Annotated in this window: 20 protein-coding genes; 6 read left to right on the top strand and 14 right to left on the bottom strand. The window is 72.0% G+C overall.

Annotation, left to right across the window (positions count from 1 at the left end):
- Positions 1-92: 92 nt before the first annotated feature.
- The 5 genes from cimA to ureA all read right to left on the bottom strand — a co-directional run bounded on the left by cimA (position 93) and on the right by ureA (position 6,220).
- The gene (cimA, locus tag OG295_RS09710; protein WP_371676509.1) at positions 93-1,715 is read right to left on the bottom strand and encodes a citramalate synthase; all 1,623 of its coding nucleotides are present in this window, start codon (positions 1,713-1,715) and stop codon (positions 93-95) included.
- Between the two features lie 326 nt (positions 1,716-2,041).
- Positions 2,042-2,662: a TetR/AcrR family transcriptional regulator gene (locus OG295_RS09715; RefSeq protein ID WP_371676510.1), complete on the bottom strand. Its 621-nt coding sequence runs from the start codon at positions 2,660-2,662 to the stop codon at positions 2,042-2,044.
- Positions 2,663-2,700: 38 nt separating this feature from the next.
- Positions 2,701-3,741 carry an agmatine/peptidylarginine deiminase gene (locus OG295_RS09720; RefSeq protein WP_371676511.1) on the bottom strand — a complete coding sequence of 347 codons (1,041 nt, stop codon included), beginning with the start codon at positions 3,739-3,741 and terminating at the stop codon, positions 2,701-2,703.
- Between the two features lie 20 nt (positions 3,742-3,761).
- A complete protein-coding gene (locus tag OG295_RS09725; RefSeq protein WP_371676512.1) occupies positions 3,762-5,504 on the bottom strand; it encodes an urease subunit alpha in 1,743 nt (580 codons plus the stop codon).
- Entirely contained in the window at positions 5,501-6,220 is a 720-nt protein-coding gene (gene ureA / locus OG295_RS09730) for an urease subunit gamma (protein ID WP_371676513.1), read from the bottom strand. The genes OG295_RS09725 and ureA overlap by 4 nt, the downstream gene beginning before the upstream one ends.
- A gap of 156 nt (positions 6,221-6,376) precedes the next feature.
- Here ureA and OG295_RS09735 point away from each other — a divergent pair, with 156 nt between their 5' ends.
- Entirely contained in the window at positions 6,377-7,807 is a 1,431-nt protein-coding gene (locus OG295_RS09735) for a cytosine permease (RefSeq protein WP_371676514.1), read from the top strand.
- 90 nt (positions 7,808-7,897) lie between these two features.
- Here OG295_RS09735 and OG295_RS09740 read toward each other — a convergent pair whose 3' ends face one another.
- From OG295_RS09740 to OG295_RS09755, 4 genes are all read right to left on the bottom strand, one after another.
- On the bottom strand, positions 7,898-8,998 hold the full coding sequence (locus OG295_RS09740) for a branched-chain amino acid aminotransferase (protein WP_371676515.1): 1,101 nt from the start codon (positions 8,996-8,998) through the stop codon (positions 7,898-7,900).
- 228 nt (positions 8,999-9,226) lie between these two features.
- Complete coding sequence (locus tag OG295_RS09745; protein WP_371676516.1) at positions 9,227-10,267, bottom strand: 3-isopropylmalate dehydrogenase; 1,041 nt, start codon at positions 10,265-10,267, stop codon at positions 9,227-9,229.
- 184 nt (positions 10,268-10,451) lie between these two features.
- Positions 10,452-10,583: a hypothetical protein gene (locus tag OG295_RS09750; protein WP_256462237.1), complete on the bottom strand. Its 132-nt coding sequence runs from the start codon at positions 10,581-10,583 to the stop codon at positions 10,452-10,454.
- A 260-nt stretch (positions 10,584-10,843) separates the two neighbouring features.
- Complete coding sequence (locus tag OG295_RS09755) at positions 10,844-11,767, bottom strand: LysR family transcriptional regulator (RefSeq protein WP_371676517.1); 924 nt, start codon at positions 11,765-11,767, stop codon at positions 10,844-10,846.
- 48 nt (positions 11,768-11,815) lie between these two features.
- On the opposite strand from OG295_RS09755, the gene OG295_RS09760 reads away from it, so the two are divergent.
- Together OG295_RS09760 and OG295_RS09765 are read left to right on the top strand one after the other, a co-directional pair.
- The gene (locus OG295_RS09760) at positions 11,816-12,880 is read left to right on the top strand and encodes an NADP-dependent oxidoreductase (protein WP_371676518.1); all 1,065 of its coding nucleotides are present in this window, start codon (positions 11,816-11,818) and stop codon (positions 12,878-12,880) included.
- A gap of 120 nt (positions 12,881-13,000) precedes the next feature.
- Positions 13,001-15,031: a phosphocholine-specific phospholipase C gene (locus tag OG295_RS09765; RefSeq protein ID WP_371676519.1), complete on the top strand. Its 2,031-nt coding sequence runs from the start codon at positions 13,001-13,003 to the stop codon at positions 15,029-15,031.
- Between the two features lie 16 nt (positions 15,032-15,047).
- Here OG295_RS09765 and OG295_RS09770 read toward each other — a convergent pair whose 3' ends face one another.
- The 3 genes from OG295_RS09770 to OG295_RS09780 are packed head-to-tail and all read right to left on the bottom strand — an operon-like array spanning position 15,048 to position 16,867.
- Positions 15,048-15,611: a GNAT family N-acetyltransferase gene (locus OG295_RS09770; protein WP_371681148.1), complete on the bottom strand. Its 564-nt coding sequence runs from the start codon at positions 15,609-15,611 to the stop codon at positions 15,048-15,050.
- Positions 15,581-16,138 (bottom strand): SMI1/KNR4 family protein, encoded by a 558-nt coding sequence (locus tag OG295_RS09775; protein WP_371676520.1) that lies wholly within the window; start codon positions 16,136-16,138, stop codon positions 15,581-15,583. Before OG295_RS09775 ends, OG295_RS09770 begins: the two co-directional genes overlap by 31 nt.
- A gap of 12 nt (positions 16,139-16,150) precedes the next feature.
- Positions 16,151-16,867 carry a tyrosine-protein phosphatase gene (locus tag OG295_RS09780; protein ID WP_371676521.1) on the bottom strand — a complete coding sequence of 239 codons (717 nt, stop codon included), beginning with the start codon at positions 16,865-16,867 and terminating at the stop codon, positions 16,151-16,153.
- A gap of 81 nt (positions 16,868-16,948) precedes the next feature.
- Here OG295_RS09780 and OG295_RS09785 point away from each other — a divergent pair, with 81 nt between their 5' ends.
- Positions 16,949-17,650: a nitroreductase family protein gene (locus tag OG295_RS09785; protein WP_030236191.1), complete on the top strand. Its 702-nt coding sequence runs from the start codon at positions 16,949-16,951 to the stop codon at positions 17,648-17,650.
- Positions 17,651-17,759: 109 nt separating this feature from the next.
- On the top strand, positions 17,760-18,470 hold the full coding sequence (locus tag OG295_RS09790; RefSeq protein ID WP_371676522.1) for a hypothetical protein: 711 nt from the start codon (positions 17,760-17,762) through the stop codon (positions 18,468-18,470).
- 79 nt (positions 18,471-18,549) lie between these two features.
- Here OG295_RS09790 and pruA read toward each other — a convergent pair whose 3' ends face one another.
- Both pruA and OG295_RS09800 read right to left on the bottom strand, forming a co-directional pair.
- On the bottom strand, positions 18,550-20,181 hold the full coding sequence (pruA, locus tag OG295_RS09795) for an L-glutamate gamma-semialdehyde dehydrogenase (RefSeq protein WP_371676523.1): 1,632 nt from the start codon (positions 20,179-20,181) through the stop codon (positions 18,550-18,552).
- A gap of 32 nt (positions 20,182-20,213) precedes the next feature.
- Positions 20,214-21,140, bottom strand: a complete 927-nt coding sequence (locus OG295_RS09800; RefSeq protein WP_371676524.1) for a proline dehydrogenase family protein — start codon at positions 21,138-21,140, stop codon at positions 20,214-20,216.
- Between the two features lie 198 nt (positions 21,141-21,338).
- Between OG295_RS09800 and OG295_RS09805 the strand changes: the two genes are divergently transcribed.
- Positions 21,339-22,568: a PucR family transcriptional regulator gene (locus tag OG295_RS09805; protein WP_371676525.1), complete on the top strand. Its 1,230-nt coding sequence runs from the start codon at positions 21,339-21,341 to the stop codon at positions 22,566-22,568.
- The last annotated feature ends 70 nt before the right edge of the window (positions 22,569-22,638 follow it).

The raw sequence follows: 22,638 nt of genomic DNA on the forward strand, positions 1-22,638 counted from the left end.
AAGACGCTACCCGAACGGGACTTTTCCTGTGTGAGCTGGACATAAAGGAAGTCCTGCGACCCCGCAACCCGGCATCCGGCCCCCGGGGACGCCTACTCCGCCGGTTCGACGCCCGCGCGCAGGAGGCCGAAGGTGAAGGCGTCCTCCAGGGCCTGCCAGGACGCGGCGATCACGTTCTCGGCGACACCGACCGTGGCCCACTCCCGGGTGCCGTCCGTCGTGGAGATCAGGACGCGGGTCGTGGACTCCGTACCGTGCTTGCCCTCCAGGATGCGGACCTTGTAGTCGATGAGCTCGAACTTGGCGAGCTGCGGGTAGAAGCGTTCCAGGGCCACGCGCAGGGCCCGGTCCAGGGCGTTGACGGGACCGTTGCCCTCCGCCGTGGCGACGATCCGCTCGCCCTTGGCCCACAGCTTGACCGTGGCCTCGTTGGCGTGGGTACCGTCGGGGCGGTCCTCGACGATCGCGCGCCAGGACTCCGTACGGAAGTACTTGCGCGCCCGGCCCTCGACCTCGGCGCGCAGCAGCAGCTCGAAGGAGGCGTCGGCGGCCTCGTAGGTGTAGCCCTGGAGCTCCCGCTCCTTGACCCGCTCGACGACCCGGGAGATCAGCGCGCGGTCCCCTCCGAGGTCGACGCCGAGCTCCTTGCCCTTGAGCTCGATGGAGGCCCGGCCGGCCATGTCGGAGACCAGCATCCGCATGGTGTTGCCGACCCGCTCCGGGTCGATGTGCTGGTAGAGGTCGGGGTCGACCTTGATGGCCGAGGCGTGCAGTCCCGCCTTGTGCGCGAAGGCCGAGACGCCCACGTAGGGCTGGTGCGTGGAGGGGGTGAGGTTGACGACCTCGGCGATGGCGTGCGAGATGCGGGTCATCTCGGCCAGGGCGCCCTCGGGGAGCACCTTGCGGCCGTACTTGATCTCCAGCGCGGCGACCACGGGGAAGAGGTTGGCGTTGCCGACGCGCTCGCCGTAGCCGTTCGCGGTGCACTGCACGTGCGTGGCGCCCGCGTCGACCGCGGCCAGGGTGTTGGCGACGGCGCAGCCCGTGTCGTCCTGGGCGTGGATGCCGAGGCGGGCCCCGGTGTCCGCGATGACCGTCGCGACGACGGCGGTGACCTGGGCGGGGAGCATGCCGCCGTTGGTGTCGCAGAGGATGACGACATCGGCGCCGGCCTCGTGCGCGGTGCGGACCACGGACTTGGCGTACTCGGCGTTGGCGCGGTAGCCGTCGAAGAAGTGCTCGCAGTCGACGAAGACGCGGCGGCCCTGGGCGACGAGGTGCGAGACGGTGTCCCGGACCATCTCCAGGTTCTCTTCGAGGGTGGTGCGCAGCGCGAGTTCGACGTGCCGGTCGTGGGACTTGGCGACCAGGGTGATCACCGGGGCGCCGGATTCCAGGAGGGCGCGGACCTGCGGGTCCGCGGCGGCGGAACCGCCGGCCCGGCGGGTGGCGCCGAAGGCGACGAGCTGGGCGTTCTTGAAGTCGATCTCGGCGCGGGCGCGGGCGAAGAACTCGGTGTCGCGGGGGTTGGCGCCGGGCCAGCCGCCCTCGATGAAGCCCACGCCGAAGTCGTCCAGGTGCCGTGCGATGGTCAGCTTGTCCGCGACCGTGAGGTTGATGCCCTCACGCTGGGCGCCGTCGCGCAGGGTGGTGTCGAAGACGTGGAAGCTGTCATCGAGGGCCGCTGTCGGCTCCGTCGCCTCTGTCGTCGTCATGCTGATCTGACTCCTGTCGGATGAGTGGTTCCGGAAGCCCGGGATCCACTGCCCCCATCATCGCGCGCTGCCGCCCGGCGTGTTTTTGGAGCCGGGAAACGAAAAGACCCCTCGCGGGTGCGAGAGGTCTGCGCGCGGGTCTGAGGCACGGTGGCCGCTGCCGCGAAGGTCTTCCACGGTTTCAGCGGTCACAGAGGACCGGCGCGCTGCTGTCCATAATCATGAGCTGAGCAGGCACGCTCGCAGTGTGCCACACAGCCCGTCACCCGTGGACGCCGGTCTCAGCATCCGGGCAGCCCCGTCCGGCAGCCGGGCCGGCCGCCCGGTCAGGCCTGCGCCACCAGGGCTTCCGTGAGGTACTCGGCCACGTGTTCGAGGATGTCCTCGCGCCCGATCCCCGGCAGTCCGACGGCCAGCTGGATGCTGAAGCCGTCGAGCAGGGCCCGCAGGCGGGCCGCGACGCGTTCGGCGTCCACGGGGCGGAACTCCCCGCGCGAGATGCCCTCGGCGAGGAGGGCGACCAGGTCGCGGTGCCAGGCGCCCTCGATGGCGGCCTGCCGTTCGCGTTCCTGGGGCCCGGCGTTCTGGGAGCGGTTCCAGACCTCCAGCCACAGGGTCCAGTGCGGGTCCCGGGGGCCGTCGGGCACGTAGAGGTCCACGTAGGCCCCGATGCGGGCGCGTGCCGTGCCGGGACGGGACAGCAGGGCGCGCCGTTCGGTGCCCAGCGCCGCCTCGCTCCACTCCAGGGTCCGCAGCAGGAGTTCGTCCTTGCTGCCGAAGTAGTAGAGGAGGTGGCCGCTGCTCATGCCGACCTGGCGGCCGAGGCCGGCCATGGTCAGGCCGTCCAGTCCGCGCTCGGCGATCGTGGCCATGGCGGCGACGAGTACGTCCTCGCGCGGGGGCGCGTTCTTGCGCGCCGCCCGTACCGGTACTCCACCCGCCACCATGGGCCACTCCTTCACGAGGTTCGCCGGCGGTCCGTGGGTCAGACCTTCGGCTGCTGCTGGGTGATGCAGTGGATACCGCCACCCCCGGCGAAAATCGTACGTGCGTCAACGAGCGTCACGGTCCGCTCCGGGAACAGACCGCGGAAGATTTCCGCGGCCTCCTCGTCGCGCGGGTCGTCGAAGGAGCACAGCACCACGCCGCCGTTGCAGAGGTAGTGGTTGATGTACGAGTAGTCCACCCACTCACCGTCCTCCTCCAGCACGGTCGGCGCGGGGATCTCCACGACCTCCAGCTGCCGGCCGCGGGCGTCGGTGGAGGCGCGCAGGATCGCGGCGATGGTCTTGCAGCGCTCGTGGTCCGGGTGGGCGGGGTCGGGCTGGGTGTGGACCACGACCACGCCGGGGCGGGCGAAGGCGGCGACGATGTCCACGTGGCCCTGGGTGCCGTAGGTGCCGTAGTCGCCGGCCAGGCCGTACGGGAGCCAGATGGCCTTGGTGGTGCCGAGGTGGGCGTGGATCTCGGCCTCGACCTGCTGGCGGGTCCAGCCGGGGTTGCGCCCCTCGCCGAGCTGCACGGTGTCGGTCAGGAGTACGGTGCCCTCGCCGTCGACGTGGATCGCGCCGCCCTCGTTGACCAGGCGGGTGCTGTACGTACGGGTGCCCGCGAGGTCGGAGACGTGCCGGGCGATCTTCTCGTCGTGGTCCCAGCGGGCCCACTCCTGGGCGCCCCAGCCGTTGAAGGTCCAGTCGACGGCGGCCAGCTCGCCGGCGTCGTTGGTGACGAAGGTCGGGCCGATGTCGCGCATCCAGGCGTCGTCGAGCTCCCGCTCGACCAGCTGGACGTCCTCGCCGACGAGCGCGCGCGCCGAGTCGGCGTCGCCCGGGGAGACGACGAGGGTCACGGGCTCGTAGGAGCGCACCGCGCGGGCGACGGCGCCCCACGCCTCGCGGGCCTCGGCGAGCTCCCGCTCGTTGGTGAAGGTGGGGTTGGGGCTGGGCCACGCCATCCAGGTGCGCTCGTGGGGGGTCCACTCGGCGGGCATCCGGAATCCGTCGGCGGTGGGCTTGTTCGTGGTCATGGCAGACGTCCTTACGGGCTTCACAGGAAGTACAGGCGGTTGAGGGAGACCGACTCGGCGGCTTCGGAGCGCAGCGGTTCCCCGTCGAGGGAGACGAGTCCGCTGCGCGCGTCCACATCGACCGCGCCCACCCGGGAGTTGAGGAGGAGGTCCCGCGGGCCGATGCCGCGGGTGCCGCGGACGGCGACCCGGCGGCGGCGCGTGGGCATCTCGTCGGAGCCGAGCGCGGCCGCCGCGGCGGAGACGAAAGCGACGGAGATGTCGGCGGCGGTGGCCCCGTAGGAGCCGAACTGCGGGCCGAGGACGAGCGGTTCGCAGGTGTCGGTGGCGGCGTTGGGGTCGCCGGTGACTCCGTAGGCGGGGAAGCCGGACTTGAGGACCAGCTGGGGCTTGGCGCCGAAGAAGGCCGGCCGCCACAGGACGATGTCGGCGAGCTTGCCGACCTCGATGGAGCCGATCTCGTGGGCCAGGCCGTGGGCGATGGCCGGGTTGATCGTGAGCTTGGCCATGTAGCGCAGCACGCGGGCGTTGTCGTCGCCCTCGCCGTCGCCGTCCAGCGGGCCGAGCTCGCCCTTCATCTTCGCGGCCATGGCGAAGGTGCGGCGGATCGTCTCGCCGGCCCGGCCCATGCCCTGGGCGTCGGAGGAGGTGATGCCGATCGCGCCCAGGTCGTGCAGGACGTCCTCGGCGCCCATGGTCCCGGCGCGGATCCGGTCGCGCGCCATGGCGGCGTCGCCGGGGAGGTCCGGCTTGAGGTCGTGGACGGAGACGATCATGCCGTAGTGCTCGGCGACGGCGTCCCGTCCGAAGGGCAGGGTCGGGTTGGTGGAGGAGCCGATGACGTTCGCCACGCCCGCCATCTTGAGCACGTTGGGGACGTGCCCGCCGCCGCAGCCCTCGATGTGGAAGGCGTGGATGGTTCGCCCGTCCAGGACCCGCAGGGTGTCCTCGACCGAGAGGCACTCGTTGAGGCCGTCGCTGTGCAGCGCGACCTGTACGTCGTGCTCCTCGGCCACCCGCAGGGCGGTGTCCAGCGCGCGGGTGTGCGCACCCATGTCCTCGTGGACCTTGAACCCGCAGGCTCCGCCCTCGGCCAGGGCCTCGACCAGCGGGGCCGCGTCCGAGGAGGACCCGCGGGCCAGGAAACCGATGTTGACGGGCCAGGCGTCGAAGGCGTTGAAGGCGTGCTTGAGGGCCCACGGGGAGTTGACGCCGACGCCCCAGACCGGGCCGAACTCCTGGCCGATGACCGTGGTGACGCCCGCGGCGAGGGATGCCTCCATGATGCGCGGGGAGAGCAGGTGGACGTGGGTGTCGACGGCTCCGGCGGTGGCGATCAGGCCCTCGCCGGAGACGATGCTCGTGCCGGTGCCGACGACCACGTCGACCCCGTCGAGGGTGTCGGGGTTGCCGGCCCGGCCGATCGCGTGGATGCGGCCCTCACGGATGCCGATGGACACCTTGCGGATGCCGAGGACGGCGTCGATCACCAGGACGTTGCTGATCACGACGTCACAGGTCTCGCGGACGGCCGCGGCCTTCAGGTGCAGGCCGTCACGGGCCGTCTTGCCGAAACCGGCCAGGAACTCATCACCCGGCCGCTGGGAGTCGGACTCCACCCGGACGGTCAGCCCCGAGTCGCCGAGCCGGACCCGGTCGCCGGCGCGGGGACCGAAGACGGACGCGTACTCGTGCGGGTCGATGTGCCGGCTGCCGGGTGCGCAGTGCGCGCTGTGGTCGGTGTGGGGGGTCTGACGGCTCACGCCTGGTCTCCTTCGGGGGCGCCGGCGGTGGTGTCGGCCACGCCCAGGTAGCCGCAGGCGGCGGCCCGGCGCAGGGCCTCCGCCTTCGCGCCGGGGGCGTCCAGCGGGCCGTCGACCAAGCCCGCGAAACCGATCGCGATCCGGTCCCCGCCGATCGGTACCAGGCCGACCTCGCCCTCGCCGTGCGGGTCGAAGCGCACCGAGGACCCGGCCGGGACGCACAGCCGCATCCCGTAGGCCGCGGCACGGTCGAAGTCGAGGCGCGGATTCGCCTCGAAGAAGTGGAAGTGCGAGGTGACGCTCACCGGCACGGGGGCGGTGTTGCGCACCCGCAGGTGCAGGGCCGGCTCGGGCTGGGGGGCGCCGGGGCCCGGTACGACCGCACCCGGTGCGTCCTCGCCGAGCGAGGCCGCACCCCGGATCGGGGACGAGACCACCGCGAGGCGGGACCCGTCGTCGAAGACGGCCTCCACGTGCACCTCGGTGACCACGTCGGCCACGCCGGGCAGCACGTCGTCGGGGCCCAGGACGCTCCGGGCCTCCTCGATGGCCTCCGACAGGCGCTTCCCGTCGCGCGCGGCCTCGCAGACCGTGTCCGCGACCAGCGCCGTCGCCTCGGGGACGTTGAGCCGCAGGCCCCGGGCCCGCCGGGCCCTCGCCAGTTCCGCGGCGCTGCGCAGCAGCAGCCGGTCGCGCTCCGTAGGGGTCAGCCGCACGCCGATCCACCACCTTTTGAGTCGATGGGTTAGAGCATCACTCTAACTCTTCATTCCATCGCTGGGAATCATTGACCTGGGGGCCGGGCCTGAGTCACATTGAGTGTCGCTCAAACACTTGCGTGACCACCCCCCGCCCTGCCAAGGGAGTCCCCCATGCCCATCGAACAGCGCGGAGTCGACACCATCCCGGAGGAGGAGCGGACGAGCGGTCCCCGTGACCTGATCTCGATCCTCCTCGGCTCCAACCTCTGCCTCGGTGTGATCGTCTTCGGCTGGCTGCCCCCGTCCTTCGGACTGGGGCTGTGGCCCTCGCTCACCGCCATCGTGACCGGCACCGTCGTCGGAATCGCGGTGACCGCGCCGCTGGCACTGGTGTCCCTGCGCACGGCGACCAACCTCTCCACGTCCAGCGGCGCCCAGTTCGGGGTCCGCGGGCGGCTCGTCGGCTCGATCGTGGGCCTGCTGCTCTCCCTCGGCTACACCGCGCTCACCCTGTGGATCGGCGGGGACGTGATGGTCGGCGCCCTGTCCCGGCTCATCGGGCTGCCGGAGAACGGCGTCACGCGGGCCGCGATGTACGGCGTGCTCGCCGCCTGTACCGTCGTCGGGGCCGTTTTCGGCTACCGGCTGCTGCTGCGCATGAGCAAGATCCTTTCCATCGGCATGGTGATCCTGCTGGCCATCGGCGTCTACGCCTACGCGCCCGACTTCACCACCGCCGCGCCGGAGGCCTCGTACCTCCTCGGGTCCTTCTGGCCGACCTGGCTGCTCGCCGCCGTCGCCGCCGGACTCAGCGGCCCCGTCGCCTTCATCACCCTGCTCGGCGACTACACCCGCTACGTCTCCCCCACCAGGCACGCCCCCCGCAAGGTGTTCTGGGCCACCTCCTTCGGCCTGCTGATCGGCCTGCTCGTACCGCAGCTGTTCGGCACCTACACCGCGCTCGCCGCCAGGGCGGGCTCCACCGACTACGCCGGGCCGCTCGTCGCCGCCTCGCCGTTCTGGTACCTGCTCCCGCTGCTCGCCGCGGCCGCGGCGGGTTCCGTGGGCAACGCCGGGCTGATGCTGTACTCCATGGGCCTCGACCTCGACGCGATCGTCCCCAAGGCCACCCGCACGAAGGCCACCGTGATCGCCGCCACCGTCGCCACCGCCTTCGTCTTCGTCGGCTCCTTCGAGTGGAACGTGCAGTCCGCGATGACCTCCTTCGTGCTGCTGCTGACCGCCATCGGCACCCCGTGGGCCGTGATCACGCTGATCGGCTTCGTGCGCTGCCGCGGGCAGTACGACGCCGACGCCCTCCAGGTCTTCAACCGCCGCTCGGTGGGCGGGATCTACTGGTACCGCGGCGGCTGGAACCCGCGCGCCACCGCCTCCTGGGCGATCGGAGCCGGTGTCGGCCTGCTCGCCGTGAGCACCCCCTTCTACGAGGGCCCGCTGCTCGCCCTGACCGGCGGGGTGGACTGCTCCTTCATCTTCTCCGGCCTGGCCGGCGGCCTCGTCTACACGGCGCTGACCGCCCGCACCGCGTCCGCCGTCGCCCCCGCCGCGGCGCCCGCCACGGAGGAACCCGCCACCGTGTGAGGCCTCCCCGCCTCCCGGCGCACGAAGGCCCGCGTCCCCGGATCGGGGACGCGGGCCTTCGTGCGCCGGGAGGCGGGGACTTCGCGGTGCCTAGCCGAGCGGGTGCATCCAGCCGTGGGTGTCGGCGGTGCGGCCCGTCTGGAGGTCGAGGAGCGCCTTGCGGAGCTTCATCGTGACCTCGCCGGGCTCGCCGTCGCCCTGGATCCAGTTGGCGCGCTCGGACTTGACCGAGCCGACCGGGGTGATGACGGCGGCGGTGCCGCAGGCGAACACCTCGGTGAGGGTGCCGTTCTCGTTGTCGCGCTTCCAGTCCTCGGTGGAGATGCGGCCCTCCTCGGCGGTGTAGCCGAGGTCGCGGGCGATGGTGAGGAGGGAGTCACGGGTGATGCCCGGCAGGAGCGAGCCGGTCAGCTCCGGGGTGACGATCCGCTGCGTCCCGTCCTCCTGGCCGTACACGAAGTACAGGTTCATGCCGCCCATCTCCTCGATCCAGCGGTGCTCGACGGCGTCCAGCCAGACGACCTGGTCGCAGCCGTGCGAGGCGGCCTGGGCCTGGGCGACGAGGGAGGCCGCGTAGTTGCCGCCGGTCTTGGCGGCGCCGGTGCCGCCCTTGACGGCGCGGACGTACTCCTCGGAGAGCCACACGGAGACGGGCTTGACGCCACCGGGGAAGTACGCGCCGGCGGGCGAGGCGATGACCATGAAGAGGAACTCGTTGGCCGGGCGGACGCCCAGGCCGACCTCGGACGCGAACATGAACGGCCGCAGGTACAGGGAGGCCTCGCCGGAGTCCGGCACCCAGGCGCTGTCCTGCTTGATGAGGGCGTCACAGGCCTCGATGAACAGCTCGGCCGGCAGCTCCGGCATCGCCATGCGGCGGGCGGAGGCCTGGAAGCGCTCGGCGTTGGCCCGGGGGCGGAAGGTGGCGACGGTGCCGTCGGGCTGCTTGTAGGCCTTGAGGCCCTCGAAGATCGTCTGCGCGTAGTGCAGGGTCATGTTCGCCGGGTCCATCGACAGCGGCGCGTAGGGGACCAGCTCGGCGTCGTGCCAGCCGCGGCCCTCGGTCCACTTGATCGTCACCATGTGATCGGTGAAGTGGCGGCCGAAGCCGGGGCTGGCCAGGATCGCCTCGCGCTCCGCGTCGGACAGCGGGTTCGAGGAGGGCTTGAGCTCGATCGTGGGCGTCGTCATGAGTGCTTGTCCTTCACCGTTGTGTATGGCGGACCGCGCTCATGCGTACCAGGACGTCCGAGCTTCCCCGTTTTCCGCGGCCTCGCGTTCGATTATCGCGCGCGAGGGGGCTCCGGTGAAACGGGGTGATTGCGGCCCAGGGGAGATGGTGGCACCCGGGGCCGCACAGGAGAAGCCGCCGGGTCCGGTGGTCGCGACCCTGCGGCTTCCTGAGGTGGAGCTGCCGGGTCAGCCGGCTACGCGTGCGGCGAGGGCGTCGCCGATCGCGTCGGTGGAGCGGAAGGTCCCGTCGCGCTCGGCCAGGTCGGCGGAGACGGCGTCCTCGATGCGGACGGCCTCGGCCTCGTGGCCGAGGTGGCGCAGCAGGAGGGCGACGGAGAGGATCGTCGCGGTCGGGTCGGCCTTGCCGGTGCCCGCGATGTCGGGGGCCGAGCCGTGGACGGGCTCGAACATCGACGGGAAGGCGCCGGTCGGGTTGATGTTCCCGGAGGCGGCCAGGCCGATCCCGCCGGTCACGGCGGCGGCCAGGTCGGTGAGGATGTCACCGAAGAGGTTGTCCGTGACGATGACGTCGAAGCGCTCGGGCTGGGTGACGAAGAAGATCGTCGCGGCGTCGACGTGCAGGTAGTCGGTGGTGACCTCGGGGTACTCCTGGCCCACCTTGTCGAAGATGTTCTTCCACATGTGGCCCGCGTACACGAGGACGTTGTTCTTGTGAACCAGCGTCAGCTTCTTGCGCGGGCGGGCGTTGGCCCGCTCGTACGCGTCACGGACGACGCGCTCCACGCCGTACGCGGTGTTGATGCTGACCTCGGTGGCCACCTCGGCGGGGGTACCGGTGCGCAGGCTGCCGCCGTTGCCGGTGTACGGACCCTCGGTGCCCTCGCGGACCACGACGAAGTCGATCTCCGGACGGCCGGCGAGCGGGGTGGCCGTGTTGGGGAAGAGCTTCGAGGGGCGCAGGTTGATGAAGTGGTCGAAGGCGAAGCGGAGCTTCAGCAGCAGACCGCGCTCCAGGACGCCGGACGGGACCGAGGGGTCACCGATGGCTCCGAGCAGGATCGCGTCGTGGTGCTTGAGCGCTTCGAGCTCCGCGTCCGGGAGGGTCTCACCGGTGCGGTGCCAGCGCTGGGCGCCGAGGTCGTACTCCTTGGTCTCCAGCTTCGCATCCTGGGGCAGGACCGCGGTAAGGACCTTGAGGCCCTGAGCCACGACTTCCTGGCCGATGCCATCACCGGGGATCACTGCGAGATTGATGCTGGTCGACATGACGGAACCGTACTCCGTGTCCCAGCCCTCAGACATATCGCGTCCACCATGTGGACCAATGGTCCGCCGGGGACGCGATGTGCCGCGGGCGGCCGGTGTGGCCGCGGGCCGGTGGGATCAGTGGGATCAGTGGGATCCGCGGGCGGGATCCGCGGGCTCCGCAGGGTCTGCGGGATCCGCGGGATCAGTGGCCGGTCGAGCCGCCGTTGTCGCGGCGGTCCAGCGCGCGCTGGAGGGCGGCCGCGGCGTTCTTGCGGTCGGCGTCGGCCGGGGAGGAGTGGCGGACGCGACGGGTGGCGGCGGAGGTGGGGGTCATGGTGATCGACTCCTTGAGATCACGGCGTGGCGGGGCCACGGATGAGGGGTTCCTTCAAGGCGCCGGAAGAGGCGGGAAGCGGCGCGGCAGGGGTTGCCTGCCCAGGGGCGCGCGCTATCGACCGCCATTCGCTGGATCAGCGAGACGTTCGGCTTCTACAAAGCTAGGCCAGGTGCGGCTGTATGTCTCGGCAATTACTCGGACTTCCTACTATCTGAGACGCCCGAGCCCCCGGAAGACCCCTTCCAGAGGCTCCGTTTTCAGCCCTTGTCGGCCCTGAGTTCCCTGATCAGAGCCCTGACGGCGAGAGTGGACGCCAATTCCGTTGTGGTGACGTATCCCACGCGCCTCACCGGCCCCGCAGGGCCCAATCCGGCGATCTCGACGGCGTCCGTGGCCTCGCGCAGCGACAGCTCCGGCAGGATCGCCATACCCAGCCCCCGGCCGACCATGGTCAGCACCATGGCGTCGTCCTCGGCCTTCACGGTGGCCCGCGGGATCCAGTCCTGGGCCCGCCACCAGTCCCGGGTGTAGGAGCCGCAGTTCTCGTCCCAGTCCAGCAGCGGCAGCGCCTTCGGATCGGGGTGCCCGACCGGATGGACGAGGGAGTAGGCCTCCCGGGTGAGCTCCCCGCTCAGCAGGCCGACCGGCAGACCGGTGGACGGCCCGGCGGATCCCCCGGCCGACGGTACGTCGCTGGACGCGCCCAGGGTCGCGATGGCGAGGTCCGCCCGCCCCGCCGCCACCTCCCCCGCGGTCCCGGCGCCGAGTTCGCGCACCACCCTGACCTCGGGCCGGATCCCGGGGTGCCGTGCGGTCAGCCGTTCCAGCGCGGGCGGCAGCAGGTGCAGGGCCGCGCTGCGGAAGGCGGCGATGCGCAGGACCCCGTCCGGCACCCCCGGCCCGGCGGGGGCCCGGCCGGCGGCGCGGGCCTCCGCGCCCAGCACCTCGTAGAGCCGCAGGATGCGCCGGCCCAGCGCCACGGCCCGCTCCCCCGCCAAAGTGGGCGAGGCGCCGGCGCGCCCGCGGTCGAAGAGCACCGCGCCGACCTTGGCCTCACTGCCGCGCACCGAGTGGGAGACGGCCGACTGGCTGATGCCGAGCCGGTTCGCGGCGGCGGAGAAGCCACCCGTCTCGGCGACGGCGACCAGCACCCTCAGTTCCTGCGGGGCGAGCTCGGTCACGGGGTCCCACCTCGGTGTATGAGCCGTGTTCATGGGTGCGCGGCTTCCATGAGCCCAACCCCCTGCCCGGCCTCGGGATTCCTTCCTACGGTCGTCGCCATGACCACGCACACCGCTTCCGCCGTCCACCTGACCGCCCGCCCCGTCGGTTTCCCCTCCCCCTCCGGGTTCGCCCACGTCTCCCATCCCGTTCCCGAACCCGCCCCGGGCACCGCACTGGTGGAGAACCTGCTGCTGTCGGTGGACCCGTACCACCGCGGGATGATGGACGGCGGCGAGGGCGGCTTCGACCTCCACTCCCCCCTCGAAGGCCGCTCGGTGGGCCGGGTGACCGCCTCCCGCGATCCGGGCCTGGCCGAGGGCGACCTGGTCTTCCACCGCTCGGGCTGGCGCACCCACGCCCTGGTCACCCTGGGAGTGGACGGCACGCGCAAGCTGCGCGGCCACGCGGGCGTCCCCCTGGAGGCGTACCTGTCCATCCTGGGCGGGACCGGCCTGACCGCGTACGCCGCCCTCACCCGGACGGCGGCCCTGCGCGAGGGCGAGGACCTCTTCGTCTCGGCCGCCGCGGGCGGGGTCGGCACGGCCACCGGGCACATCGCCCGGCTGCTCGGCGCCCGCCGGATCATCGGCAGCGCGGGCTCGGCGGCGAAGGTCCGCCACCTCACCGGGGCCCTCGGCTTCGACGCCGCCTTCGACTACCACGACGGGCCGGTCGGCGAGCAGCTGGCGCAGGCCGCCCCGGAGGGCATCGACGTCTACGTGGACAACGTGGGCGGAGACCATCTGGAAGGCGCGATCGACGTCCTGCGGGAGTACGGGCGGATCGCCTGGGTCGGCGGCATCTCGATGTACAACGGCGACCGCTCCCCCGCCGCACCCCGCAACCTCTTCGAGGTCGTACACAAGTCGCTTCGCCTGGAAGGGGTATTGGTTCGAAATCACACCAATCTGCAGGACGAGCTGGAGGACTTCCTGGTCCCCCACCTGCGCAGCGGGCGGGTGAGCACCGACACCACCGTTTTCCAGGGATTCGACCGGACCGTAGAGGCATTCCTGGGCGTACTGCGCGGGGAGAACCTGGGCAAGATGCTGGTCCGTCTCAAGGACTGAATCCGGCCCACCCGGATGTTCACCGAGTTCTTACCGCACGGATGTAGACCTTTGCGGCGGCTGCCGTCACTCTTGCGGTCAATGTGCCAGCGGGGCACTTGAGTTGGAGGCGAGCAGCCAGTGACACCGATCAGCCGCAGAGGTTTCGTGGGAATCGGCGCCGGGCTCGTGGCAGGGGCGACCCTGCCCGCGATCACGCCGACGACGGCGGCCGCGGCCGCCGCGACCGGCACGATCACCGATGTGAAGCACGTGGTGATCCTGATGCAGGAGAACCGCAGCTTCGACCACTACTTCGGCAGGCTGAAGGGCGTCCGCGGCTTCGGCGACCGCGCCGCCGGCAACATCCCCGGCGGCTGGGGCACGTTCAACCAGGCCAACTGGGTCGGACGCCAGTACCCGTGGAAGCTCTCCGCCACCCCGGCGGCCGGCGGCGCCGACAGCGAGACCCTGGCCCAGTGCACCGGCGACCTCCCGCACAGCTGGACCTCGCAGCACGCGGCCTGGAACAAGGGCCGGATGGACAACTGGGTCTACGGCGTCGGCAAGACCCACACCCTCGGCTACCTGGACCGCGGGGACATCCCCTTCCACTACGGGCTCGCCGACAACTACACGATCTGCGACGCCTACTTCTGCTCCACCCTCAGCGCCACCGGCCCCAACCGCACGTTCCTGTGGAGCGGCAAGGTCGAGGCGGCCAGCAAGGACGGCGGCGAGGAGTCCGGGCTGACCTGGGAGACGTACGCGGAGGCGCTCCAGCGGGCCGGGATGACCTGGAAGGTCTACCAGAACGCGCAGGACAACTACGGGGACAACGGCCTCGCGTACTTCAAGCAGTTCACCGACGCCAAGCCCGGCGACCCGCTGTGGGACCGGGGCATGGCCTCGGTCCCCAAGGTCACCGGCTCCACCCCGGACGACATCGCCGCCGCCATCCGCGCGGACGTCGTCGCCGGCACGCTGCCGCAGGTGTCCTGGGTGGTGGCGAACGAGGCCTTCTCCGAGCACCCGTACGCCCCGCCCGGTGACGGCGCGCACTTCGTGGACCTGGTCTACCGGGCGCTCGCCGCGAACCCGGAGGTCTTCGACTCCACCGTCCTGTTCCTCAACTACGACGAGAACGACGGCTTCTTCGACCACGTCCCGCCGCCGGTCGCCCCGCCCGGGACCGCCGGAGAGTTCCTCGACGGCGTCCCGATCGGCCTCGGCTTCCGCGTCCCGATGCTCGTGATGTCGCCGTGGACCCGGGGCGGCTGGGTCAGCTCCGAGGTCTTCGACCACACCTCGGTGCTCCGCTTCATGGAGACCTGGACGACGGCCCTGGGCACTCCGGCCACCTGTCCCAACATCAGCCCCTGGCGCCGCAAGGTGGTCGGCGACCTGACCGGCGTGTTCGACTTCGCGCACCCCGTCTACGGGGTCCCCTCGGGCCTGCCGGGAACCGCCAAGGTGATCGGGCAGGCGACCTGCGGCCCGCTGCCCAACCCGGCCCCCCAGGACAACGCCCTCCCGGCGCAGGAGCCCGGAACGCGCCCGGCGCGGGCGCTGCCGTACCAGGTCAACGGCAACCTGGACCGCTTCGAGTTCGGGACGCTCGGCCAGATCACGGCCTGGTTCTCGATGACCAACCAGGGCGGCCCGGCGAAGCAGGCGGCGCACTTCTCCATCCACCCGCACCAGCACCGGGACACCACCGCCTGGCAGTACACCGTCGACCCCGGCACCACCGCCACGGACTGGTTCAGCGTCGGCATCGGCAACGGATCCGGCAAGTACGACATCTCCATGTACGGACCCAACCGCTTCCTGCGCCGCTTCATCGGCGACGCGACCAAGGCGGGCAAGTCCCTGGAGGTCGCCGCCCGCTTCGCGGTCGAGTCGGGCACCGGCAAGATGGCCATCTGGTTCAAGATGACGAACGCGTCCGCCTCGCCGGTCACCTTCACCGTCCGCTCGAACGCCTACCGCACGGACGGGCCGTGGACGTACACCGTCCCGGCGAACTCCTCGCGCGAGGACTTCTTCAACGCGGTCGCGTACAGCAAGGGGTGGTACGACTTCACGATCCTGACCGACGCCGACGGCACCTGGTCGCGCCGCTACACCGGCCACATAGAGACGGGCGCCGCGAGCGTCTCCGGGTCCTGACCGGACCCTGTCGGGTCTAGAGCACGTCGCCGTTGCGCCAGTCGAAGTCGAGCCGCCCGGCGGGGTCCAGCACGGCCCCGCCGGGCAGCGTCCACACGTACGTCGAGCCCTCCTCGTCGGGGAGCCGCTCGGGGCCGTCCGGGCCGAGCACGCCGACCGGCCCGGGGTGGGGGCGCCAGCCGCGGCCCGCGTACAGGGCGGCCCCGGCCTCGGAGGCGGACAGGGCGCCCAGCAGGTAGGCCCGCCCGATCACCCCCTCCAGGCCGGCCATCACCGCCCCGCCCAGCCCTGCGCGGCGCAGGCCGGGCCGTACCGCCACGGCCTCCACGTACCCGGTGCGCAGGGCGCGGCCCCGGTGCAGCACCCGGCGCTGGACGACGCTGCCGTGCGCGACGAGCTCCCCGTCCCGGTGGAGCAGGGCGTGCACACCCCCGAGGGCGTGCTCGAAGTCCTCGTCGCCGAAGTCCCCCTCGAAGGCGCGGTCGAGCAGCTCCCGGATCGCGCGCAGCTCCCCGGCGCGCAGTTCGGCGGTGTGGACGAGGCGTACGGTCACGGCTTCTCCAGCCAGTCGGTGTACCAGGTGCGGAAGTCGGGGGCGGCGGGGACGAATCCTCCCCAGTCCGGGTCCAGCCACCACACCTGTCCGGCGAACGGGCCGTTCAGGATCAGCCGGAGGTACATCCCGCAGCCCTCCTCGGCGAGGGTGAGCGTGCCTGCGGTCAGCTCCGCGGCCGCGCGGCCGAGCGGCCCGGGGCGCGGCGCGGCCGGCGGGAAGGGCGCCGCCGCACGGCCCGGCCGCCGGTCGTCCTCCCATTCCCCGTCCACCGCCCAGCCCTCCCCGGCCGCCGCCTCCGGGCGCGGGGTGACCAGCGGCAGCAGCCCGTGGCCGGGCCCCGCCGGGCCGTCTCCCACCGCGGTCACGAAGGCCCGGTACTGCGGCGGCAGCCGGATCCCGTGCAGCTCCTCGAAGCCGTCGACCGCCGCCGGGGCGAGGGGGGCGGCCAGCGCGTACCGGTGCGTCCGCGCCCCGTGCCGGGCGTGCCCCGGGTCGCGGGCGGCCTTGTCCCGCAGCCGCTCCCGTACGGCGCGCGCGTCCCAGATCTCCATCCGGGGACGGTATCAACGCCCCCGCAGCCTGCCGCGGAGCCGCCCCAGCTCGGCCCCGGTCAGGCCCGCCGCGCGCAGGTAGGCCTCGGCGTCCAGGCGGTGGGCGGCGTCGCGGGCGAGGGCGTGGACGGTGGTGCCGAGTCCGGTGACGTAGTCCTCGATCTCGGTGGCGTCGTAGGGGCTGCCCTGCGCGGCGTACCGGGCGCGGACGCGCGGCTCGCTCAGCCCGTGGTCGTCGGCGATCTCCTCCGCGCTCGCGCCCGCGAGCCGCATCAGGACGAGCGCGACGATCCCGGTGCGGTCGCGGCCCAGGCCGCAGTGGAAGACCACCGCGCCCGGCGGGGCGTCGGCGACGGCGCGCGCGACGGTGGCGACCCGGTCGGGGAAGCGGTCCAGGAAAGGCCGGAAATACGCGGGGGTCGCGAAACCCGGGGTGCCCCACCACACGTCCCAGAAGTCCCGGTGCTCGATGCCGTCGAGCGGGATCCCCAGCGTGGTGATCCCGGCCGGGCGGGGTGCGTGGTCCAGCGGCCGCTCGTCGTCGTTGCGCAGGTCGATGACGGTCCGCACGCCGTGCGCGGCGAGGGTGGTCCAGCCCTTGGCGGTGAGGTCGTCGAGGCTGTCCGCGCGTACCAGGACCCCGGGCGGCAGGCTCCCGAGGCCGCCGAGGTCGCGGGCGTTGAAGCAGCCCTCCCAGTCGACGAATCGACCGACGTTCGTCACGGTCATAGCCCCCCTGTCAGTACACATCGGACAGTCATCGAGGACGCGGCTCTGGCCTCAGGGGTTCCCCCGCGTGAAGATCTGCGCATGTCGCCCCGTACCCAGCAGTGGACCCCGACCCATGGCCAGCCCTACCGGCCCGTCGCCTACCGGCCCGCGCGCATGCCGAGCGAGGAATCCCTCGCGCGCGCGGCGGAGCTGCGGGCCCGGATGGACGAGCGGCGCACCGTACGCCACTTCTCCCCGGACCCGGTACCCGACCAGGTCGTCCTCGACGCCGTCGCCTGCGCGGCCACCGCCCCCTCCGGGGCGCACCAGCAGCCGTGGACCTTCGTCCTGGTCAAGGACCCGGGCGTGCGGCGCCAGATCCGCGCCGCGGCCGAGCAGGAGGAGGAGATCTCCTACGACGGCCGCCTCGGCGACGAGTGGCTGGCCGCCCTGCGCCCGATCGGCACCGACGCGGTCAAGACCCACCTGACGGACGCCCCGGCGCTGATCGTGGTCTTCCAGCAGCGGTACTGGCTCGGCCCGGACGGCACGAAGCGCAAGCACTACTACGTCGACGAGTCGGTCGGCATCGCCGTCGGGATGCTGCTGTCCGCCCTGCACCTGTCGGGCCTGGCGGCCCTCATCCACACCCCGAGCCCGATGCGGTTCCTGGGCCACGTCCTGAACCGCCCGGAGAACGAGAAGGCCTTCGCGGTCATCCCGATCGGCTACCCGTCCGCCGACTGCGAGGTCCCGGACCTGATCCGCAAGTCCCTGGACCAGGTGCTGGTGGAGGTCTGAGCGGGTCCCTCCCGGATCCTGCCCGGCCCGCACCGCCCGGCGGGATCCGGGAGCGGCGGTCCGGCTCCGGCGGGCCGGACACCCACCGGAGCCGGGCTATGTTGATCACATGACACGCAGTCACATCCCCTTGACCTCAACCCTTCTGGCCTGCCTCGCTCTCTCCGCCTGCGCGGCGGACAAGGAACCGCAGGGGGGTCCGCCCGCAGCCGCCGGAGCCCCGTCCGCCAAGGGGTCCGCCGCGGTGCAGCCCTTCAAGGACGACACCGACGTACCGTTGACCAAGCAGCTCGGCCAGAGCGAACTCACCCAGGCGATTCCCGACGCACCCGACGTGGTCCCCGGCTACTACCGCGGCAGCTCGCACAAGAGCCAGCCGGGTAAGGCCGACGACTGCGCCCCGCTGAACGGCCCCGCGCCGTCCGGCTGGCAGCGGGCGGGCCGCGGCGACTACGACTTCCAGGGCTCGACCCTCTCCCGAGGGATCAGAGTGAAGGTCTGCCAGTTCGACAACGCCCAGAACGCGAAAGCGGCGTACGACCTGTGGCCGGACAAGGACGAAGTGACTGAGGTCAAGGGGTCCAGCCAAGTCGGAGAGGAATCGATTTTCCTCGCGCACCGCGGATCGGGCGGTTCGGTCGCCGGCTACAGCCGGTCCGGCACGGTCGTCGTGCGGATCCATGTCGAAGACGCGGGCGGGGACCCCAAGGACGCCCATGACGTGCTGGCCGCCACCATCAAGCGGCTCCAGCAGGTCCAGGCGGGGCGTCGGGCCACGGCGACGGCGACGGAGATCGCCGAGCTGGAGCGGGCCCGGTAGCGGCGCCCGGCAAATGGATACCGCCCCCGCTCCGGACTTGGGGGTACCGGAGCGGGGGCGGGGTTCAGCGGGGGGCGGGTCAGCCCATGTGGGGGTAGCCGTACTCGGTCGGCGGGACCAGGGTCTCCTTGATGGAGCGGGTCGAGGTCCAGCGGAGCAGGTTCGAGGCCGCGCCCGCCTTGTCGTTGGTGCCCGAGGCACGGCCGCCGCCGAAGGGCTGCTGGCCGACGACGGCGCCGGTCGACTTGTCGTTGATGTAGAAGTTGCCCGCCGCGAAGCGGAGCTTCTCCATCGTGTCGGCGGCCGCGTAGCGGTCCTGCGCGATGACGGCGCCGGTCAGGGCGTACGCCGAGACGTTCTCCATCTGGGCGAGCATCTCGTCGTACTTGTCGTCCTCGTAGACGTGGATCGCGAGGATCGGGCCGAAGTACTCGGTCGTGAAGACCTCGTTCTCCGGGTCGGTGCACGCGATGACGGTCGGGCGGACGAAGTAGCCCTCGGCGTCGTCGTACGTGCCACCGGCGACGATCGTGCAGGTCGGGTCGGCCTTCGCACGGTCGATCGCGGCCTTGTTCTTCGCGAAGGAGCGCTCGTCGATGACCGCGCCGATGAAGTTGGTCAGGTCGCGGACGTCACCCATGGTGATGCCGTCGACCTCGGCGGCGAACTGCTCCTTGAAGCCGTCGTTCCAGATGGAGGCCGGAACGTAGGCGCGCGAGGAGGCGGAGCACTTCTGGCCCTGGAACTCGAAGGAGCCCCGGGTCAGGGCGGTCTTCAGGATCGCGCGGTCCGCGGACGGGTGCGCGACGACGAAGTCCTTGCCGCCGGTCTCGCCGACCAGGCGCGGGTAGGAGCGGTACTTCTCGATGTTGTTGCCGACCGTCTTCCACAGGTACTGGAAGGTCTTGGTCGAGCCGGTGAAGTGGATGCCGGCCAGCTCCGGGTGGTTCAGGGCCACCTCGGAGACGGCGATGCCGTCGCCGGTCACCAGGTTGATGACGCCCTTGGGCAGGCCGGCCGCCTCCAGGAGCTCCATGAGGAGGACCGCGGAGTGGGTCTGCGTCGGGGACGGCTTCCAGACGACCACGTTGCCCATCAGGGCCGGGGCGGTCGGCAGGTTGCCGGCGATGGCCGTGAAGTTGAACGGCGTGATCGCGTAGACGAAGCCTTCGAGCGGGCGGTGGTCGCTGCGGTTCCACACGCCCGCGGAGTTCGCGGCGGGCTGCTCGGCCAGGATCTGCCGGGCGAAGTGGACGTTGAAGCGCCAGAAGTCGACGAGCTCGCACGGGGTGTCGATCTCGGCCTGCTGCGCCGTCTTGGACTGGCCCAGCATGGTGGAGGCGGCCAGCTTCTCGCGCCACGGACCGGCGAGCAGCTCGGCGGCGCGCAGGATGATCGCGGCGCGGTCGTCGAAGGACATCGCGCGCCAGGCCGGGGCGGCGGCCAGGGCGGCGTCGACGGCCTCCTGGGCGTCGGCCTCGGTGGCGTTGGCGTAGGTGCCGATGACGGACTTGTGGTCGTGCGGCTGGACGACGTCGAAACGCTCGCCGCCGCCCATCCGCTTGACGCCGTCGATCGTCATGGGGAGGTCGATCGGGTTCTCGGACAGCTGCTTGAGCTGGAATTCGAGGCGCGTACGCTCCGGGCTGCCGGGGGCGTACGAGTGGACCGGCTCGTTGACCGGCGCGGGGACCTGGGTCACAGCATCCATGGGGCTGGTAACTCCTTGAGCTAGTGGGGTGCCTAGTTCTTGGTGATCATCGAGCGGAGGAAGAACAGCAGGTTGGCCGGCTTCTCCGCGAGGCGGCGCATGAAGTAGCCGTACCAGTCGGTGCCGTAGGCCGTGTAGACGCGCATCCGGTGGCCCTCGGCGGCCAGCCGCAGGTGCTCCTCGCTGCGGATGCCGTACAGCATCTGGAACTCGTACTCATCCAGCTTGCGCCCTGCCTGGCGGGCCAGCTCCTGGCCGATGGCGATGAGACGCGGGTCGTGGGACCCGATCATCGGGTAGCCGTCGCCCTCCATCAGGATCTTCATGATCCGGACGTACGCCTTGTCGATCTCGGCCTTGTCCTGGTACGCGACCTCGGCCGGCTCCTTGTAGGCGCCCTTCACGATGCGGACGCGGCTGCCGGCGGCGGCCAGGCGGCGGGCGTCGGCCTCGGTGCGGAAGAGGTAGGCCTGGATCACGCAGCCGGTCTGCGGGAAGTCCCGGCGCAGCTCCTCGTGGATGGCGAACATGGAGTCGAGGGTGGTGTGGTCCTCGGCGTCCAGGGTCACGGTGGTGCCGATGGCCGCGGCGGCCTCGACGACCGGGCGGACGTTGGCGAGGGCCAGCTCGTGGCCGCCCTCCAGCGCCTGGCCGAACATGGACAGCTTGACGGACATCTCGACCGTCTCGCCCAGGCCCAGCGCGCCGAGGCGCTCGATGAGCTCCAGGTAGGCGTCGCGGGCCGCGTGGGACTGCTCCACGGCGGTGATGTCCTCGCCGACGACGTCGAGCGTGATCTCCAGGCCGCGCCGCGTGAGGTCCTCCACGATCGGGATGACCTGGTCGACCGTCTCACCCGGGATGAAGCGGTTCACCACGGGCTTGGTCACGGGGGCGGCGGAGACGATTCGACGCATCTTGTCGCTGCGCGAAGCGGCGAGGATCACGGGACCCAGCACGGGGCACCTCCAACGGGTGGCAGAAGCGGACTGCGGCCGCCGTGCGGGGTGGGCCGCGGCCGTGGGAAAACGCGAGTGAAACCACCGTGAAACCTAAGGATCTCCACGATCCTCTGCCATCGACAGCTGTCACGCATCCGTGGTCCGGATGTCATACATCTGTCTGAAGACCCGTGTGCGAGATGGGAGAATGGGCGCGTGAAGGGCGATTACCAGGACCTGGTCGACGAGATCTCGGCGCTGCTCGGCGCCCCGGCCACACTGGAGAACCGGGACTTCCGCCTCATCGCCTTCGGCGCCCACGACAGCGACGACGACCTCGTCATGGACCCCGTCCGCACCCGCTCGATCCTGACCCGGCAGTCCACAGCGGCCGTGCGGTCCTGGTTCGAGGCCTACGGGATCACCCGCGCGACCGGCCCCGTCCGCATCCCGGCCGCCCCGGACGCGGGGGTCTTCCGCGGGCGGATCTGCCTGCCGGTGCGCTACCGGGGCATCGTGCAGGGCTACGTGTGGCTCCTCGACCAGGAGCCGGGTCCCGGGGCGGAGGCCCTGGCCGCCGCGATGGAGGTGGCCGAGCGGATCGGGGTGCTGCTCGCCGAGGAGGCCAAGGCGGGCGCCGGCCTGTCCCGGGAGTTCCTCGCGGTCCTCACCGCCGGGCGGGGCTGGCAGCAGGACATGGCGGTGGCCGCGCTGCGGGTGGCCCTGGGGCCCGGGGCCGAGGGACTGCACGCCGCCGTGTGCGTGGCGCCGTGGGCCGGGGAGGCTCCCGCGTCGGTGCCGGGGGCGGCGGCGGTGTGCGTCGTACCGGGCGACGCCGCCGACGCGAACGGCGTGGCGGGTGCGTCCGGCGGGGGGCCCGGAGGCTCCGGGGGCGGGGCGCTCGCCGTCCTGCTCCGGCTGCGCTCGACGGACGCGCTGGCCCCGGCCCTGACCGCGGTGGGACGGCTGCTGCCCCGCCCCGGGCCCACGGGCTCCGGAGCCGCGGCGGCCGCGGCGGATGGCGCGCCGGGCCCGACCGCGGGCCTGTCCGACCCGGTCCGGACGCTCGCGGAGCTGCCCGCCGCCTGGACGCAGGCCACCGCCGCGGCCCGGACGGCCGCCGCCCGGCCCCTGCCGGGGCCGGTGGCGCAGTGGTCGGAGATCGGCCCGTACCGGATGCTGACCGCCTTGGCGGCGGGCCCGGCGGACGACCCGGCGACCCGGGCCCTGCTCGGCCCGGCCCACCGGGAACTGGCCCGCACCGCCGAGGTGTTCCTCGACTGCGCGGGCCAGGCGGGCCGTGCGGCGGCCGCGTTGGGCATCCACCGCCAGACCCTGTACTACCGGCTGGGCCGGGTGGAGCAGTTGACGGGGCTCGACCTGGACGACGGCGAGGACCGCCTGTTGCTCCACATGGCCCTCAAGGCCTCCCGGTTGCACGGCTGACCGACGGAAACGACCGGAACGGCGGAAGCGGCGGCGGGGCGGGGGCCGGCCGGCTCCTCCCCGCCGGCCG

The sequence above is a fragment of the Streptomyces sp. NBC_01276 genome (assembly GCF_041435355.1).
Classification (GTDB): domain Bacteria; phylum Actinomycetota; class Actinomycetes; order Streptomycetales; family Streptomycetaceae; genus Streptomyces.